The following is a 16,798-nucleotide window of genomic DNA, read 5'->3' as shown; positions in this document are numbered from 1 at the left end:
GACCTCCGCAGACTGGGCCGCTTAAACCGGACGGCAGATCCAGTGCAAATAACGCCCAAGTCCGGCAAAGCTTGGGTGACGACGGTGTGCGAGCTCCATCTCCAACAAATCCTGCAACTCGGCGCGGGCCTGGAATTCCACCGGCATATAGTCGTGGAACACCCGCACGCCACTTTGGGTTTCGACCTGCCACAGGCCCTCTAGTTGCGTCGCCAACTCCCGTGGGTCCAGGGGTTGTTGCGGCGTGAGGCTCTGCTTTTCGCCGGCCATATCGTTCTTGCGCATTTTGCGGAAGTGGCCTTTGAGCAGGTTGCGGTAAATCAAGGCATCGCGGTTATAGAAGGCCAGGGACAGCCAGCCACCGGGCGCGGTCAACTGGTGCAGCACCGGCAGGATCGCATGGGGTTCGGCCAGCCATTCCAGCACGGCGTGGCACAGCACCAGGTCGTAGGGCTCGGTGAGTTGGCCCAGCAGGTCCTGCCAGGGTGCCTGAATGAAGGTGGCTGTCTGCCCGGCTTCGGCGAAACGCTGGCGGGCGCCTTCGAGCATCGGCTCGGCGGGTTCGGCCAGGGTTACATCGTGGCCGCGCTCGGCCAGCCACAGCGACATATGGCCCAGCCCCGCGCCGATATCCAGTACCCGCAGCGGGCGGTCCGGCAGCGCTTCAATCAGATCGGCTTGCAGCACCGCCAGGCGAATCGCGCCCTTGGCGCCGCCGTAGATCTTCTCGGCAAAGCGGGTGGCCAACTGGTCGAAATGACGGTCGCTCATTTGGCAAACCGCCGTTCGCTGTCGGCCAGCTTGGCCTGTACCACCTGATCCATGTCCAACCCCAATTCACTGCACAACAGCAGCAGGTACAGCACGATGTCACCGACTTCCTGGCCGGCATGGGCGAGTTTGTCGGCGGGCAACTGGCGCGACTGGTCTTCGCTCAACCACTGGAATATCTCCACCAGCTCGGCCATTTCAACGCTGGCGGCCATGGCCAGGTTCTTGGGGCTGTGGAACTGCTTCCAGTCGTTGGTATCGCGGATGCGGTGCAGGCGTTCGGTGAGGTGATCGAGGTTCATGGGGGGCTCCTGAAGGTGTATAGCTTCGGGCGCAAGCCGCGCGAAGGCAAGTGAATCCCTGCGGCCCGTAAACCTCTATGCTAGAAGGGAACTAGCTTGGGCCAATAACGAACAAAGGCTCAGGTTCGGCAGCTACGCCCACCGTCTTATCAGGACACACACATGCAAACAGACTTTTTCGGATGGCTGGGTCTCAAGATCGGCCAGATCATCCACTTTATCGTCGAGTTGTTCAGCGGGCTGTTCAATACCCTGTCCCACGCGGGCGGCGACTTTGTCGACGGGCTGTCCAGATCCTTGGGGATGGACACCTCGATCATCAGCATCCTCATGCTGATTATCGGCTTGATGCTGTTGTACTCGGCGGTGCGCGCGTTTATGCGGGCTTCGATCATCATGGGGATTATCTGGTTGATGCTCGGGCTGTGGGTGCTCAGCTGGGTGGTGCATTAATAAAGGGCCAGCAGGGTAAATCCCTTTAATTTGAGGGACGTTTCCGAGACAATCTTTCGGCCTTGTGCCTGTTGGGATGGGTGGCTAGTCTTCGGCCCTTCACTGCATATCAGTGATCGGGTTTAGTCGCCCGAGTTCAGACAGGCGCATGTCTCCCATGAGGTTTTATGGTGGCTGTGCGCAGGGCACCTTCGGGTGCGCCGGAGTTTTCCTGTCTGACCGGTCGACTAACCTGCGTATAGCCGCCACCCTTCGTTTAGTCGCGACAGGGCCGGCTCCTTCTGCAGACAGGAGCTACACGATGAATAAGGTTGTCCCCGATCCACCCAGCGACCTCCTCAACGACCGCGCCGCCTTCAATCGCGCCCTCGAACATTACCTGCCATCCCAAGGCTTCCACACCATCAACGAAGACCTGAGCTTCGAAGATTCCCTGCTCTACACCGCCAGCTTGCTGAGCAGCGCCTCGGCGACTGCGCTTGATTGCGGCGAACTGCTGGAAAGCCCGCAGCGCGCGAAGATCCTGGCCGTTTGGCACTTGCTGGAAATTGCCAAGACCACCGTCGACCGCTCCATCGAATGCCTGCACCCGCGCAAAACCTGACACTACGCGGTCAAAAATGTGGGAGCGGGCTTGCTCGCGAAAGCGGTGGATCAGCCAATACATCCGGCGACTGACACACCGCTTTCGCGAGCAAGCCCGCTCCCACATTGGCCCTGCGGCGCAGCTAATGGACAGTTACACTACCGCTCCCCAAAGGAGCCCGCATGACTTCCCTGCTAACCGACTGGCGCGACCGCCCTACCCACCGCCGCGTGTGGGCCCTCGCCGCGCCGATGATCCTGTCGAACATCTCCGTACCACTGGTGGCGCTGGTGGACAGCATGGTCATCGGCCACCTGCCCCACGCCCACCAACTCGGCGCCGTGGCCGTTGGCGCCAGCCTGTACACCTTCCTCGCCTGGGCCATGGGCTTCCTGCGCATGGGCTCCACCGGTTTTGCCGCCCAGGCTGCCGGGCGCGGTGACGGGGCCGCGCTGCGGCAGATTCTGTTGCAGGGGCTGTTGCTGGCGCTGGGCCTGGCCGTAGCGCTCGGCAGCATCGGCATTCCGTTAAGCGGCCTGGTGCTGGACTGGATGCAGCCCTCGCCCGAGCTGAACCAACTGACCCGCGAATTCTTCCACACCCGCCTCTTCGGCCTGCCCGCCGCTCTGGCCAGCTACGCGCTGGTGGGCTGGTTCCTCGGCACCCAGAACGCCCGCGCGCCGCTGGCGATTCTGCTGACCACCAACCTCGTCAACATCGCCCTCAACCTGTGGTTCGTGCTGGGCCTGGATTGGGGCGTGGTCGGCTCGGCCCGCGCCTCGGTGATCGCCGAATGGACCGGGGCCCTGCTCGGCCTGGCCCTTACCCAAAAAGCCCTGCGTGCCTACCCCGGCCATATCGCCTGGGCCACGCTCAAGCTGTGGCAAAGCTGGCGCCCGCTGCTGGCGGTGAACCGCGATATCTTCATCCGCAGCCTGGCCCTGCAATCGGTGTTTTTCATGATCACCGTGCAAGGCGCTCGCTTGGGGGATGCCACGGTGGCGGCGAATGCGCTGCTGCTCAATGGTCTGTTGCTGACGGCCCACGCCCTGGACGGACTGGCCCACGCCGTGGAAGCCTTGTGCGGCCACGCCATCGGCGCCCACGACCGCCAGGCCTTGCGCCGCTCGCTGGTGGTGGCCTGTGGTTGGTCGTTGCTGGCGAGTGTCGGCTTCGCGATCCTGTTCGCCGTGTTCGGCCACCTGTTTATCGCCATGCAAACCGATATCCCGAGCGTGCGCGAAACCGCCGACATCTACCTGCCCTACCTCGCCGTACTGCCGTTGATCGCCGTGTGGAGCTACCTGCTGGACGGCCTGTTCATCGGCGCCACCCGCGCCCGGGAAATGCGCAACGGCATGCTGCTGACGGTGGTGATTGTGCTGCCCTTCGCCTGGGCCTTGCAGGGCCTTGGCAACCACGGATTGTGGATAACCTTCCTGCTGTTTATGGCCCTGCGCAGCCTGACGCTGTGGGCAATTGCCTGGCGCCTGAACAAACAGGACCGCTGGCTTACTGGCCCGGCGTGAACGTGATAAAAGCCGTGACCCGGTCCAACACGGGCGCCAGCCAGCGCAGCGGCCGGGACATCGACGCCACCAATGTGGCGTGGCTGGTCCTGGTGAAGTAGAACTCCTCCACCGGCACACCCGCCGCTCGCAGCTTTTTCGCCAACCCGCCGGTGTTGCGCTTGGGGTTGACCAGGTTGTCGTCCACCGAAGCAATCAACAGGCTGGGGGGTGCGCTTTGGCTCACGTGGTTGATGGGTTGGGAATCGGGCGGCGAGTCCGGGTAGAAGAACACCGGCCGCACATCGCGGTTTTCAATCGGCAGGAAATCATACGGCCCGGCGAGGCCGATCCATCCCTTGAAGACTGACGGCGACAGGCCAACCCCGGCCAGCCACTGCGGGTCCAGCGCCAGCATTGCGGCGTTGTAGGCACCGGAACTGTGGCCCATCACATACAGCTTGCGGGGATCGCCGCCGTATTCGGCACTGTGCTGATACGCCCACGCGACTGCTTGGGCGCCGTCCTGCAAAAACAGTGGGTAGCGCACTTGCGGGTAAAGCCGGTAGTCGGCGATCACCACCACGATGCCGCGCGAAGCCAGGGCTTCGCCGACGAAACCGTAGTCATCCCTTGAGCCGCTGTTCCAGCTGCCGCCATAGAAAAACACCACGACGGGCGCGTCGGGCAAGGCGGTGACGGGGCGGTAGATATCGAGTTTCTGGCGGGGGTCATCGCCGTAGGCGATGGCGGATGTTTTGGTGAAGGTGCTGGTGGGGGTGAGTGCGTTGAGCACTTTGATCGGGGAGCAGGCTGCGAGCAGCGTCGCGATGGCCAGAGTGAACACTTGCAGGAGTTTTTTCGACATTATTCAGGCCCTATAAAAACTGCAGGACTTGCGGCGATCCAAATGTGGGAGCGGGCTTGCTCGCGAAGGCGGTGTATCAGTCTGCACATGTATCGACTGACACACCGCCTTCGCGAGCAAGCCCGCTCCCACACTGGATCTCTGTCACATTGAGATCTTTGTCAGCCTGGAAGCGGTGTCCTTACGAAGACAGGTACGACGAACGCGTCAAACCAAGACGCAACGCATCCAGGAACTGAGTCCGCTCCGCCGCCGTGATCTTCGCGCTGGCGCACTTGTCACGGTAGTGAGTCATCAACTCCTCTGGCGACAAGTGCACGTAACGCAGCATGTCTTCGATGGTGTCGTGGGTCTCGATCCCGGCGCTGTACACCGAACCGTCGTCACGCTGGTAGATGTTCACCGAGTCGGTGTCACCGAACAGGTTGTGCATGTCGCCGAGAATTTCCTGGTAGGCACCCACCAGGAAGATCCCCAGCAGGTAGTCCTCGCCTTCTTTCACAGCGTGCACCGGCAAGCTGGTCTCGATGCTTTGCTCATCCACGTACTGCTTGATCTTGCCGTCGGAGTCGCAGGTCAAATCCTGCAGCACCGCACGGCGCAGCGGTTCTTCGTCGAGGCGATGCAGCGGCAATATCGGCAGCACCTGGCCGATGGCCCAGGTGTCCGGCAGGCTCTGGAAGACCGAGAAGTTGCAGATGTACTTGTCGGCCAGCTTGTCGTTGAGTTCGTCCAGCACCTGGCGGTGGGAACGCTGGCGGGCTTTCAGCGAGTCGTGCAGGCGGCGGCAGACGGCGAAGTAGCATTGTTCAGCCAGGGCCTTCTCGGCCAGGGTGATCTTGCCGTCGGCGTACTGGGTTGCCACGTCGCTCATGTAGTGAGTGGCGCGCCAGTAGGTTTCGGTGACCATTTCAATGTCGGTCGGGCCCAGCAGGTCCACCAGCCATTGCACGGTTTCCGGCAGGCTTTCCTTGTTTTCGATCAACGGCACGTCGTCGTTGTGTTTCTCGACGTCGGTGACTTGCACCACCAGCATGGCGTGGTGGGCGGTCAGGGAACGGCCGCTCTCGGAGAAGATGTTCGGGTGCGGCAGGCTCTGCGCGTCGCAGAATTCCTTGAGCATGCCCACGACCACGCCGGCGTAGTCGTCCATGTCGTAGTTGATCGAGCTGGCGTTACGCGAGTGGGTACCGTCGTAGTCCACGCCCAGGCCGCCGCCCACGTCGATGTGGTCTACCGGCAGGCCGAGGTTGCGCAGTTCGCCGTAGTAACGAATGGCTTCCTTGAACCCGTGCTGGTAGTCGGCCAGGTTGGCGATCTGCGAACCCATGTGGAAGTGCAGCAGGCGGATGCCCTGGTCCAGGCCCGCCGCGCGGAAGCGCTCGACCACCGACAACAATTGCGCCGCCGACAGACCGAATTTGGATTTCTCGCCGCCGGTGTCCGCCCACTTGCTCGACGCCAGGGAAGACAGGCGCACCCGCAGGCCCACCTGAGGCTTGACCTTGAGGTTGGCGGCTTCTTCGATCACCAGGCCGACTTCAGATTCTTTCTCGATCACGATGAACACGTTGTGGCCCAGCTTCTGGCCCATCAGCGCGAGGCGGATGAACTCACGGTCCTTGTAACCGTTGCAGACGATGGTGCCGCCTTTCGGCGCCAGGGCCAGCACGGCCAGCAGCTCGGGCTTGGAGCCGGCTTCCAGGCCAATGGACACGTCCTGGGTGGCGATGATGTTCTCGATCACCGCTTCCTGCTGGTTCACCTTGATCGGGTACAGCGCGGTGTATTTGCTCTGGTATTCCAGGCGCTCGATATTGGAGTCGAACGCGCCGGTCAGCTGGCGCACGCGGTCTTGCAGGATGTCGGGGAAGCGCACCAGCAACGGCAGGGACAGGCCGCTTTTGCGCAGCTCGTCGACTTGCTCGTACAGGTCCACAGGCGTGCTGTTCGGGCCGTTCGGACGGACTTCAACGCGACCGGCATCATTGATCGCGAAATACCCGGCCCCCCAATGGCGAATCCCGTAAACACTGCGGCTGTCCGCAACTGTCCATTGGCTGCCATCGTCTTTGCGTGTGCGTCGTACGGACATCGAAGTCCCCTATAAATGAAGTCGAAGTGCACCGGCCTGATCAGAGGCTGGCGCAGTCTAAAGAATGAAAATGACGATTTGCCTGTGAGAGGGGTAGACCCCACTTGCAGGACAGAGTTTAGACACCAGTCAGGAACAGGCTCTGTGAAAACCATGGGGACGACAGTTCGCGTTCAGCCAGCGGGCTATCGGGGTGGTTTTCACAGAGGCTGCTAGCCGCCGGATTTCTTCGCCTTGTAACCCAGCTTGATCAGCTCGGCCAACAGCAACTCGACGTGGTCGCCCTGGATCTCGATCACGCCGTCTTTCAGGGCGCCACCGGTGCCACAGCGCTTTTTCAGCGTGGTGGCCAGTTCCTTCAAGGCTTCTTCGGCCAGGGGCACGCCAGTGATGGTGGTCACTGTCTTGCCGCCACGGCCCTTGCTCTCGCGACGAACGCGGGCAATACCATCGCCTTCGGGAATCAGGGTTGTTTTGCAGGTACAAGCGTCCACGGGCTGGCGACAGTCCGGGCAGTGTCGACCTGCGTCGGTGGAAAATACCAGGCCACCAAGGGCGGCGAAGGATGCGGCTTTTTTGGCCACCGGCAATCCTCTTGGGAGGACAAAGACTGATCGATGGGGTCATCGACCGCGAAGCCCCACTCAGGCAGGGGCAGCGCTACTGAGCCGCCGATGTTCAAACCACTGTAGGAGCGAGCTTGCTCGCGAAGGTCGTCAACGATAACGCGGGCCTTCAGACAGCACGCGTCGTGCTTACGTTTTTCGCGAGCAAGCTCGCTCCTACAGGGTGGAACAACAGCGGTTCAGCCTGAAAAGGCGCGCAGTGTAACGGCAAAAACGCCCCTTGCTAAGAGCCAAATGGCGCCAATTTATGCAACTTTAGCGACGCAGGGCCAAATAACGACGCAACCCTTCCTGGGCATCCGGGCAATAGGGCTTTTGCTCGGCCTCCTGAAGCACCGTGGCCAGGGGCAGAAAGCGCGCTTCCATGACTTCTTCCGGCTGGATTCGCAGCGGCCCGTCCCACACGGCCGAGAACGAGGTGCACCAGAGCCGGCTGTCGCCGTCTTCGAAGTAGAAGTGATCGTGGGCGGTCAGTTCGACGCCGCTGACACCCAGCTCCTCTTCCAGCTCACGGGCCGCCGACTCGGCATAGGACTCGTGGGCCGCCACCATTCCGCCCGCCGCCGTGTCCCAGAAACCCGGGTACATGGCTTTGCTCAGGGTGCGCCGGTGCACACACAGCTCACCGGCCGAGTTGAACAGGAAGATAAAGGTGCAGCGCCCGATCAGCCCGCGCCGGCGCAGATCGGAACGTACGAGGCTGCCGAGCAGGTTGTCCTGCTCGTCGACCCAGGCAATCAGTTCGGCGTCGGAGGCGGCGCGGTGCGCTGCCTCCCTGGTGGAAGCGTCCATCATCAACCCTGGTTCAGGAGCTGACGCAGGTCGATCACTGCAGCGTTGGCCCGGGAAATATAGTTGGCCATGACCAGCGAATGGTTGGCCAGGATGCCAAAGCCACTGCCGTTGAGAATCATCGGGCTCCATACCGGCTCTTGCGAAGCTTCCAGCTCACGAATGATCTGGCGCACGCTGACGGTGGCGTTCTTCTTGGCCAGCACATCGGCGAAGTCGACTTCAATGGCGCGCAGCAGGTGCGACAGGGCCCAGGCCTGGCCGCGGGCTTCGTAGAACACGTTGTCGATCTGCATCCATGGGGTTTCCACCACTTCTTCGTCGACCTGCGGCACTTCACCCGGCGCCAGCGCTTCGGTTTTCAGCGCGGTGTTGAGCTTGACCCGGCCCACACTGGCCGACAGCCGTTGCGACAGCGAGCCCAGGCGGGTCGCCACATCACCCAGCCAGTTGTTGAGGTTGTCGGCACGTGCATAGAACAGAGCGCCTTTTTGATTCGGGTCGGACAAGCGCGCTTCGTAGCGGCTCAGGGAATTGATGCCTTCCTGGTATTCCGACTCGCTGGACGGCAGCACCCAGCTCTTGTTGTCGAAGTTGAAGCGCGGTTCGGCCTTGGCCAGGTCTGCGTCTTCCGCCGACTGCGACTGGGAGCGGGCGAAGTCCTTGCGCAGGGCACGGGTCAGGTCACGCACCTGCACCAGTACGCCGTACTCCCAGCTCGGCATGTTGTCCATCCACAGGCCCGGCGGGAAACGGTCGTTGGAAATGTAGCCACCCGGCTTGTTCAGCAGGGTGCCCACCACCGTCTTGAGGGTTTCGACGGTGGTAAAGCCCACCACCATCTGCTTGCCATCCTTCTCGGCGGCAATTTGCGCATTCTGCTGGACCGGGAACAACGCAGGCTCTTCGCTCCAGTACCAACCCAGGGCACCGGTGACCAACAGGTACAACGCAACCAGCGAGAGCAACGCGCGGCTCATCAGCAGGTTACGGAAATAGCTGCGGGGGGCCGACTTGGTTTCAGGGGCCGGGCCCTTTGCACTGCCTGCGCGGTTTTTCCAGTCCAGCATGGCGATATCCTTTCAATCACTTGAGTTCAATAGCTACGACCACAACCCTGCCCCATCGTGCCGAGCAGTGCGGCGCTTTTAGCCAGGGTGGCGCGAGTACGCGGTTCGACTATAAAGGATGCACGCTGTTTACGCCCGCGCGACTGCATGGTCGATAAATGAATCTCTGCGACCTTGCAGTTAATTGACGTATGACACTCGTGCAACGGAAAAGAGGTGCTAGCATAGAGCCATCAGTTCGACCTCAGCATGCAGCCTAACTAGTAGTCAGGATATGACCGAGCCAGAAGACCCCAGCCGTGAGCGTCTCAAGCACCATTTTGCCCAGCGGGTAATTCATCAGGCACGTCAAATTCTTGAGATCTGGCAGCGCCTGCAACGCAGCGAATGGTCGACCACTGACTTGTCCGAGCTCAGTGAGGCCAACCTGCGCCTGCTGCGTTTTGCCGAGCGCTTCGAGCAGCCGGAACACGGCCAGCTGGCGCACCAGATCGGCGCTTCACTCAAGGCGGTGGACGACAACCGCGGCCGCCTGAGCAGCCACCTGATCACCGAACTCAACCGTTTGATGCAGCGCCTGTCGCGCACCGGGCTGCGCCAGGGCGACCAGCTGGAACAAACCCTGCTGCCGCCGATGCGCAAGCCGATCTACGTGATGCTGGCCGATCACGACCGCGCCGACCGCCTGGCCAAGCAGCTGGAATTTTTCGGCTTGAGCGCCCAGTCCCTCGACAGCGTGGCGGCGTTTCGCTCATCCATGGCCGAGCGCTTGCCGGCGGCCATTGTGATGGATGTGGATTTTTGCGGCGCCGGCCTCGGCCTGAAGCTCGCCGCCGAAGCTCAGGAAGGCCTGGAGCAAAAGCTGCCACTGCTGTTTTTCAGCCTGCACGAAACCGACACCCCCACCCGCCTGGCCGCCGTGCGCGCCGGCGGCCAGGAGTTCCTCACCGGCACCCTGGAGGCGTCGAGCCTGCTGGAAAAAATCGAAGTGCTGACCTGCGTCGCCCAGTACGAACCTTATAAAGTGCTGATCATCGACGACTCGCGGGCCCAGGCGATGCACACCGAGCGCCTGCTCAACAGCGCCGGCATCGTCACCCGCACATTGATCGAACCGATCCAGGCCATGGCCGAGCTGGCGGACTTCCAGCCCGACCTGATCATCCTCGACATGTATATGCCGGCCTGCACCGGTACCGAGCTGGCCAAGGTGATCCGTCACAATGACCGCTACGTCAGCGTGCCGATCATCTATCTCTCGGCCGAAGACGACCTGGACAAGCAACTGGACGCCATGAGCGAAGGCGGCGACGACTTCCTCACCAAGCCGATCAAGCCCCGGCACCTGATCACCACCGTACGCAACCGCGCCGCGCGGGCACGCAACCTCAAGGCGCGGATGGTACGCGACAGCCTCACCGGGCTGTACAACCACACCCACATCCTGCAACTGCTCGAAGACTGCAGCTTCCGCGCGCGCCGCGAGAGCAAGCCGCTGAGTTTTGCGATGCTCGACATCGACCACTTCAAGCGGGTCAACGACAGCCACGGCCACCCCATGGGCGACCGGGTGATCAAGAGCCTCGCGCTGTTTCTCAAGCAGCGCCTGCGCAAGACCGACTATATAGGCCGTTACGGCGGCGAAGAATTTGCCATCGTGATGCCCGACACCGACCTCGACAGGGCTTGCCAAGTACTTGACGAGATTCGCGGGCGCTTCGCCGAGATTCACTATCCCGCCCAGCCCCAGGATTTGTGGTGCACGTTCAGTGCCGGCGTGGTGGAGCTCTGCGACGGCTCCGACAGCCTGATGATGGCGGCCCAGGCCGACGAGGCGCTGTACCGCGCCAAGGATGCCGGGCGTAACCGGGTGATGTCGGCGCGCGCACCAAAGCAAAGTGCCACCTTTTCACCGGAATCCACCGAATCCGTCATAACTCTGTAATGGAAACGCAATAACTTCAGGCACTTACTTCTGCTGTCGGTTGAAACCACGCATGCGCCTGAAGCTGCTGACGAATCTGAACACCCTCCTTCTGGTCGCCGTTTGCCTGGCCCTGGGCGCTACGCTCTGGTGGTCGCAACGTGCCCTGGAACGGCCTTACCTGCTGATGGAGCGCTACCTTGGCCTGTCGCAGACGTTCCAGAACCAGGCCGCGCGCAATATCGACGATTACCTCGCCAGCGGCGACGCCCTGCGCCTGAGCAGCGCCAGCCAGAGCCTGGAAAACCTGTTGCAGCAGCTGGATGAGTTACCCGCAGAGCTGGCGCAAAACCTGCGTCCCAGCCTTGCCGACCTGGACACCTTCGGCAAGACCGACCTGCTGGCCGCCGGTAAGCTGGCCGGCGACCCGCAAGCCCTGTTGCTGCAAGCCGAACGCGAACTCGGTGCCAACCTGGAGCAACTGAACCAGTACGCCAGCGGCGTCAGTACGCCCGAGGCGGCGCGCTATCTGCCGCCGTTGCTCGCTGCGTCCCAGCACCTGGCGAAACTCTCCCTGGCCCGGGACAAGCTGGTGAGCAGCGGGCGCAGCGAACTGGCTGACGATGTGGAGCGCGAAGTCAGTAATATCCGCAGCCAGGCTGACGTGCTGGGGCAGCTGCCATTACTGGGGGTGACCGCCAGCAGCGAGTCCAGTACCGACGATTTCTCGGCCATGATGGGCCTGGAAAACACTGAAAAAACCGTGGCCCAGGACACCGGCGTCGACCTCAAGCGCGAACTCAACAGCCTGCTGACCCGCTACCCCGCCGAGCTGAAACGCACCCGCGAACAAATCCAGCAACGCACCGAACTGGCCACCGCCACCCACTTGAAAATCAACGCCGTGCAGCAAGCCATCGCCGGGCTGGAGCCTGTGGTGCGCGCCCAGCACGCGCAGATCCAGGGCGAAGTGCGGCTGATGCAAGGCGTGATGATCGGCCTGATTCTGCTGATCGCCCTCTTGATCGACACCTTGCAGCGGCGCCTGGCGCGGGTGCTGACCAACCTGGCGCCGGCCTTGTCCACCTGGGCCGAAGGTGACTTCAGCCAACACATTGCCCTGGGCAAGACCAACCGCGAACTGCACGATATCGAAGAGTCCCTGAACCGCCTGCGCGCCTACCTGGTGGACCTGGTGGGCACCATCAGAGGCAACGCCGAGCAAGTGGCCGGCAGCAGCAGCGCCCTGGCCGAATTGAGCAGCGGCATGCACGACGGTGCCGAGCGCCAGGCCGGTGACACCGCGCAGATTCGCGATTCCCTGGGCGAACTGGAAGCGACTATCCAGCAGGTTGCCGGCGACGCCAGCCAGGCTGCCGAGGCCAGCCGCAGCGCGGGCCAGGCCGTCGAGCAGGGCCAACGGGTGATCGGCCTGAGCCTGACCGGGTTGCACGCATTGGTCGGCGAAGTGCAGATAAATGCGCAGATGATCGAGAAACTCGCCGAAGAGTCCGCGACCATCGGCGGCGTTCTCACGGTGATTCGCTCGATTGCCGACCAGACCAACCTGCTGGCGCTGAACGCCGCCATCGAAGCCGCCCGGGCCGGTGAAGCTGGGCGCGGGTTCGCCGTGGTGGCCGATGAGGTGCGCTCCCTGGCCCAGCGCACCGCTGGCGCCACCGCCGAAATCCAGCACCTGATCGCCGGCCTGCAAACCGCCGCCCGGCAATCGGTGGAAGGCATGCGTGCCCAGGTCGAACACGCCGAGGCCACTGCCGAACAAGCCCAGGCGGCTGACGGTGCGCTGGATGAAATCGTCGGGGCGATCCAGACCATTTCCGACACCGCCGTGCGGATCGCCGATGTGACGGCCCAGCAAAGTGGCGCCGTGAGTGAAATCCGCGATAACAGTGAGAGGATTCACCAGTTGGGCGAGGACAACTTGCTGCGAATTGGCCAGGGACGCCGCCAGGGCGAGCACTTATTGGTACTAGGCGGGCAACTCAACACCGCCGTGCAGGCATTCCGCGTCTGACCGGCTCTCCCGTCTTGTGAAGATCAAAATGTGGGAGCGGGCTTGCTCGCGAAGGCGGCGCACCCGTCAACGCATGTGGCGGCTGAACCACCGCCATCGCAGGCAAGCCAGCTCCCACACTGACCGGATTCAGCCTTGCGGTCACATATTTTGCGCAATCCTCGCTAATCGTGCTGCCTACTGCATAGAACTGGACAGTCACAAAGCCTTTGCGGCATAGTCGCCGGGTTCTACCGTGCCCACATCAATAACAAGGAACAGCCGATGGCGACCTTACTGGTTCTTCACGGACCCAACCTGAACCTGCTCGGCACCCGCGAACCGGGCGTCTACGGGGCAGTGACCCTCGAACAGATCAACCTCGATCTGGAACGACGGGCACGTGATGCCGGCCACCATTTGCTCTACCTGCAAAGCAATGCCGAGTACGAACTGATTGATCGCATCCATGCCGCGCGCAGCGAAGGCGTGGACTTTATCCTGATCAATCCCGCCGCTTTTACGCACACAAGCGTTGCATTACGTGACGCGCTGCTGGCGGTGAGCATCCCATTCATCGAAGTGCATTTATCGAACGTGCACAAACGCGAACCTTTCCGCCATCACTCTTACTTCTCCGACGTTGCGGTAGGAGTGATCTGCGGCCTTGGCGCCAGCGGTTACCGACTGGCCCTGGAGGCCGCCCTGGAACAGCTTGAAGACACGGCCAAGCGCCCCTGACCGACCCTTTGGGAGTTGATGATTCATGGATATCCGTAAAGTTAAGAAACTGATCGAACTGCTGGAAGAATCCGGTATCGACGAGCTGGAGATCAAGGAAGGCGAGGAGTCCGTACGGATCAGCCGTCACAGCAAGACCCCGGCCCAACAGTTCTACGCACCACAGATGCAAGCGCCGGCTCCGGCCGCTGCACCCGTGGCGGCTGCTCCGGTCGCGGCTGCTGCCGAAGCCCCTGCGGCTCCAAAACTGAACGGTTTCGTGGTCAAGTCGCCAATGGTCGGTACCTTCTACCGCACCCCGGCACCGACCTCGCCAGCCTTCGTTGAAGTCGGCGCAACCGTGAAAGTGGGCGACACCATCTGCATCGTTGAAGCGATGAAGATGATGAACCACATCACGGCTGAAAAAGCCGGCGTCATCGAATCCATCCTGGTAGAAAACGGTCAGCCGGTTGAGTACGACCAGCCGCTGTTCACCATCGTTTGAACCGCGGAGCGCCTTCGATGTTGAAACCTGCGAAGAAACTGCAAAAAGTCCTGATCGCCAACCGCGGCGAGATCGCGCTGCGTATCCTGCGCGCCTGTAAGGAAGAGGGCATCAAGACCGTCGCTGTTTACTCGACGGCCGATACCGAATTGATGCACGTGAAACTGGCGGACGAAAGCATCTGCATCGGCCCGCCACTGGCCACGAACTCGTACTTGAAAGTCTCGAACATCATCGCCGCCGCTGAAGTGACCGGCGCTGATGGCATCCACCCCGGCTACGGCTTCCTCGCGGAAAACGCCGATTTCGCCGAACAGGTGGAGAAATCCGGGTTTGCCTTCATCGGCCCGAAAGCCGAAACCATTCGCCTGATGGGCGACAAGGTGTCGGCCAAGGACGCCATGATCGCGGCCGGCGTACCTACCGTTCCAGGTTCCGACGGCCCGCTGCCTGAAGACGAGGCAACCGCCCTGCGCATTGGTCGCGAAGTCGGTTACCCGGTGATCATCAAGGCCGCCGGTGGCGGTGGTGGTCGCGGCATGCGCGTGGTGCACAAGGAAGAAGAACTGATCGAAGCCGCCAAGCAGACTCGCTCGGAAGCTGCCGCCTGGTTCGGCAACCCGATGGTCTACCTGGAAAAGTACCTGACCAACCCACGTCACGTGGAAGTGCAGGTACTGTCCGACGGCCAGGGCCACGCCATCCATCTGGGCGACCGCGATTGCTCGCTGCAACGCCGTCACCAGAAGGTACTGGAAGAAGCGCCGGCACCGGGCCTGGACGAAACTGCTCGCCAGGAAGTACTGGCTCGCTGCGTCAAGGCGTGCATCGACATCAACTACCGTGGCGCGGGCACTTTCGAGTTCCTGTACGAGAACGGCCGTTTCTACTTCATCGAGATGAACACTCGTGTGCAGGTAGAGCATCCGGTTTCGGAGATGGTCACCGGTATCGACATCGTCAAGGAGATGCTGAGCATCGCCGCTGGCAACAAGCTGTCGTTTACCCAGGATGATGTGAAGATCCACGGCCACTCCCTGGAGTGCCGGATCAACGCCGAAGACCCGAAAACCTTTATCCCAAGCCCTGGCCTGGTCAAGCATTTCCACGCGCCCGGCGGCAACGGCGTACGTGTGGATTCGCACCTGTACAGCGGCTACAAGGTTCCGTCCAACTACGACTCGCTGATCGGCAAGCTGATCACCTGGGGCGCCACCCGCGACGAGGCCATGGCCCGTATGCGTAATGCCCTGGACGAAATCGTGGTAGACGGCATCAAGACCAACATCCCGCTGCATCGGGACCTGGTTCGCGATGAAGGCTTCTGCGAAGGTGGTGTGAACATTCACTACCTGGAACACAAGCTGGCTAATCAGTAAGCGAAGTGCTCCACCCAACAAAGCCGCCTTCGGGCGGTTTTGTTGTTTCTGCCCACCCGATTTTTCTGGATGGATACATTCCCCTTGTGGGAGCGGGCTTGCTCGCGAATGCGGTGTGCCAGTCAACACATCCATTACTGACACACCGCATTCGCGAGCAAGCCCGCTCCCACATTTTGTTCTGTGTACACCAGCAGTACAGTCGTCTTCTGCTGTTCGCTCGCGTAAACTTGCGCGTCTTTCGCAGCCCTACCCCGCTGCACACTCATTTTTTCAAAGGTGCCCGCCATGCCTTGGCTGCAAGTCCGTCTCGCCATCAGCCCAGAACAAGCCGAAACCTACGAAGACGCGTTCCTCGAAGTGGGCGCCGTGTCGGTGACCTTCATGGACGCCGAAGACCAGCCGATCTTCGAACCCGAGCTCAACACCACCCCGCTGTGGTCCCACACCCATCTGCTGGCCCTGTTCGAAGACGGCACCGATGCCGCCAGCGTCCTGGCCCACATGGAACTGCTCACCGGCGGCCCGCTGCCGGAGCATCACAGCGAAATCATCGAAGACCAGGACTGGGAACGCAGCTGGATGGACAACTTCCAGCCAATGCGTTTTGGCCAGCGCCTGTGGATCGTGCCGAGCTGGCACGCCGCCCCCGAGCCTGACGCCGTGAACCTGCTGCTGGACCCGGGCCTGGCGTTCGGCACCGGCACCCACCCCACCACCGCGCTGTGCCTGGAATGGCTCGATGGCCAGGACCTGAAAGACTGCAACGTGCTGGACTTCGGCTGTGGCTCGGGGATCCTGGCGATCGCTGCCCTGCTGCTGGGCGCCAAGGAAGCGGTCGGTACCGATATCGACGTGCAAGCCCTGGAAGCCTCCCGCGATAACGCCGGGCGCAATAACATCGCTGAAGAGAAATTCCCGCTGTACCTGCCGGAGCAATTGCCCCAGGTGCAAGCCGACGTGCTGGTGGCCAATATCCTTGCCGGGCCGCTGGTTTCCCTGGCGCCGCAGCTGTCGAGCCTGGTCAAGCCGGGCGGCCGCCTGGCGCTGTCGGGCATCCTCGCCGAACAGGGCGAAGACGTTGCCGCCGCCTACGCCCAGGATTTTGAGCTGGATCCGATCGCCAACCGCGATGGCTGGGTACGCATCAGTGGTCGTCGGCGCTAGAATGAGCGCCTGCAT

General features: G+C 62.0%; 15 protein-coding genes and 1 pseudogene. 9 read left to right on the top strand and 7 right to left on the bottom strand.

Translation table 11 applies throughout. The features are described from left to right. Positions 1-21: 21 nt before the first annotated feature. The gene (locus C0058_RS03205) at positions 22-771 is read right to left on the bottom strand and encodes a methyltransferase domain-containing protein (protein WP_076017967.1); all 750 of its coding nucleotides are present in this window, start codon (positions 769-771) and stop codon (positions 22-24) included. Next, positions 768-1,073 carry a MazG-like family protein gene (locus tag C0058_RS03200; protein ID WP_017478435.1) on the bottom strand — a complete coding sequence of 102 codons (306 nt, stop codon included), beginning with the start codon at positions 1,071-1,073 and terminating at the stop codon, positions 768-770. The genes C0058_RS03205 and C0058_RS03200 overlap by 4 nt, the downstream gene beginning before the upstream one ends. 162 nt (positions 1,074-1,235) lie before the next feature. Between C0058_RS03200 and C0058_RS03195 the strand changes: the two genes are divergently transcribed. The 3 genes from C0058_RS03195 (at position 1,236) to C0058_RS03185 (ending at position 3,641) form a co-directional block, all read left to right on the top strand. Beyond that, positions 1,236-1,526 carry a hypothetical protein gene (locus C0058_RS03195; RefSeq protein WP_003212934.1) on the top strand — a complete coding sequence of 97 codons (291 nt, stop codon included), beginning with the start codon at positions 1,236-1,238 and terminating at the stop codon, positions 1,524-1,526. Between the two features lie 301 nt (positions 1,527-1,827). Further along, positions 1,828-2,130 (top strand): DUF6124 family protein, encoded by a 303-nt coding sequence (locus C0058_RS03190; RefSeq protein ID WP_087693105.1) that lies wholly within the window; start codon positions 1,828-1,830, stop codon positions 2,128-2,130. 164 nt (positions 2,131-2,294) lie between these two features. Continuing rightward, positions 2,295-3,641: an MATE family efflux transporter gene (locus C0058_RS03185; protein WP_102368015.1), complete on the top strand. Its 1,347-nt coding sequence runs from the start codon at positions 2,295-2,297 to the stop codon at positions 3,639-3,641. On the opposite strand, the gene C0058_RS03180 is transcribed toward C0058_RS03185, so the two are convergent. The 5 genes from C0058_RS03180 to C0058_RS03160 form a co-directional block, all read right to left on the bottom strand. Next, positions 3,625-4,488, bottom strand: a complete 864-nt coding sequence (locus C0058_RS03180) for an alpha/beta hydrolase (protein ID WP_102368014.1) — start codon at positions 4,486-4,488, stop codon at positions 3,625-3,627. The two genes, C0058_RS03185 and C0058_RS03180, sit on opposite strands and share 17 nt — an antisense overlap. Positions 4,489-4,669: 181 nt before the next feature. Continuing rightward, on the bottom strand, positions 4,670-6,583 hold the full coding sequence (gene speA, locus C0058_RS03175; protein WP_003217295.1) for an arginine decarboxylase: 1,914 nt from the start codon (positions 6,581-6,583) through the stop codon (positions 4,670-4,672). Between the two features lie 212 nt (positions 6,584-6,795). Beyond that, positions 6,796-7,167: a translation initiation factor Sui1 gene (locus tag C0058_RS03170; RefSeq protein ID WP_003217297.1), complete on the bottom strand. Its 372-nt coding sequence runs from the start codon at positions 7,165-7,167 to the stop codon at positions 6,796-6,798. A gap of 297 nt (positions 7,168-7,464) precedes the next feature. After that, on the bottom strand, positions 7,465-8,001 hold the full coding sequence (locus tag C0058_RS03165; protein WP_008439015.1) for an NUDIX hydrolase: 537 nt from the start codon (positions 7,999-8,001) through the stop codon (positions 7,465-7,467). 2 nt (positions 8,002-8,003) lie between these two features. Next, positions 8,004-9,071 (bottom strand): DUF2333 family protein, encoded by a 1,068-nt coding sequence (locus C0058_RS03160; RefSeq protein WP_003217301.1) that lies wholly within the window; start codon positions 9,069-9,071, stop codon positions 8,004-8,006. Between the two features lie 274 nt (positions 9,072-9,345). Between C0058_RS03160 and C0058_RS03155 the strand changes: the two genes are divergently transcribed. The 6 genes and pseudogenes from C0058_RS03155 to prmA all read left to right on the top strand — a co-directional run bounded on the left by C0058_RS03155 (position 9,346) and on the right by prmA (position 16,783). Then, positions 9,346-11,016 (top strand): PleD family two-component system response regulator, encoded by a 1,671-nt coding sequence (locus tag C0058_RS03155; protein WP_102368013.1) that lies wholly within the window; start codon positions 9,346-9,348, stop codon positions 11,014-11,016. 1,519 nt (positions 11,017-12,535) lie between these two features. Further along, a pseudogene (locus C0058_RS33185) lies at positions 12,536-13,030 on the top strand (methyl-accepting chemotaxis protein); the annotation flags it as partial. Between the two features lie 264 nt (positions 13,031-13,294). Next, on the top strand, positions 13,295-13,750 hold the full coding sequence (aroQ, locus tag C0058_RS03145; RefSeq protein WP_003217307.1) for a type II 3-dehydroquinate dehydratase: 456 nt from the start codon (positions 13,295-13,297) through the stop codon (positions 13,748-13,750). A gap of 25 nt (positions 13,751-13,775) precedes the next feature. Further along, positions 13,776-14,237 (top strand): acetyl-CoA carboxylase biotin carboxyl carrier protein, encoded by a 462-nt coding sequence (gene accB, locus C0058_RS03140; protein WP_003217309.1) that lies wholly within the window; start codon positions 13,776-13,778, stop codon positions 14,235-14,237. A gap of 17 nt (positions 14,238-14,254) precedes the next feature. Then, a complete protein-coding gene (gene accC / locus C0058_RS03135; RefSeq protein WP_003217312.1) occupies positions 14,255-15,616 on the top strand; it encodes an acetyl-CoA carboxylase biotin carboxylase subunit in 1,362 nt (453 codons plus the stop codon). A gap of 288 nt (positions 15,617-15,904) precedes the next feature. Further along, on the top strand, positions 15,905-16,783 hold the full coding sequence (prmA, locus tag C0058_RS03130; protein ID WP_003217316.1) for a 50S ribosomal protein L11 methyltransferase: 879 nt from the start codon (positions 15,905-15,907) through the stop codon (positions 16,781-16,783). Positions 16,784-16,798: the final 15 nt, after the last annotated feature.

The sequence above is a fragment of the Pseudomonas sp. NC02 genome (genome assembly GCF_002874965.1).
Lineage (GTDB): Bacteria > Pseudomonadota > Gammaproteobacteria > Pseudomonadales > Pseudomonadaceae > Aquipseudomonas.
The sequence above is the reverse complement of the archived record's forward strand: the minus strand, read 5'-3'. Positions and strand labels throughout refer to the sequence as shown.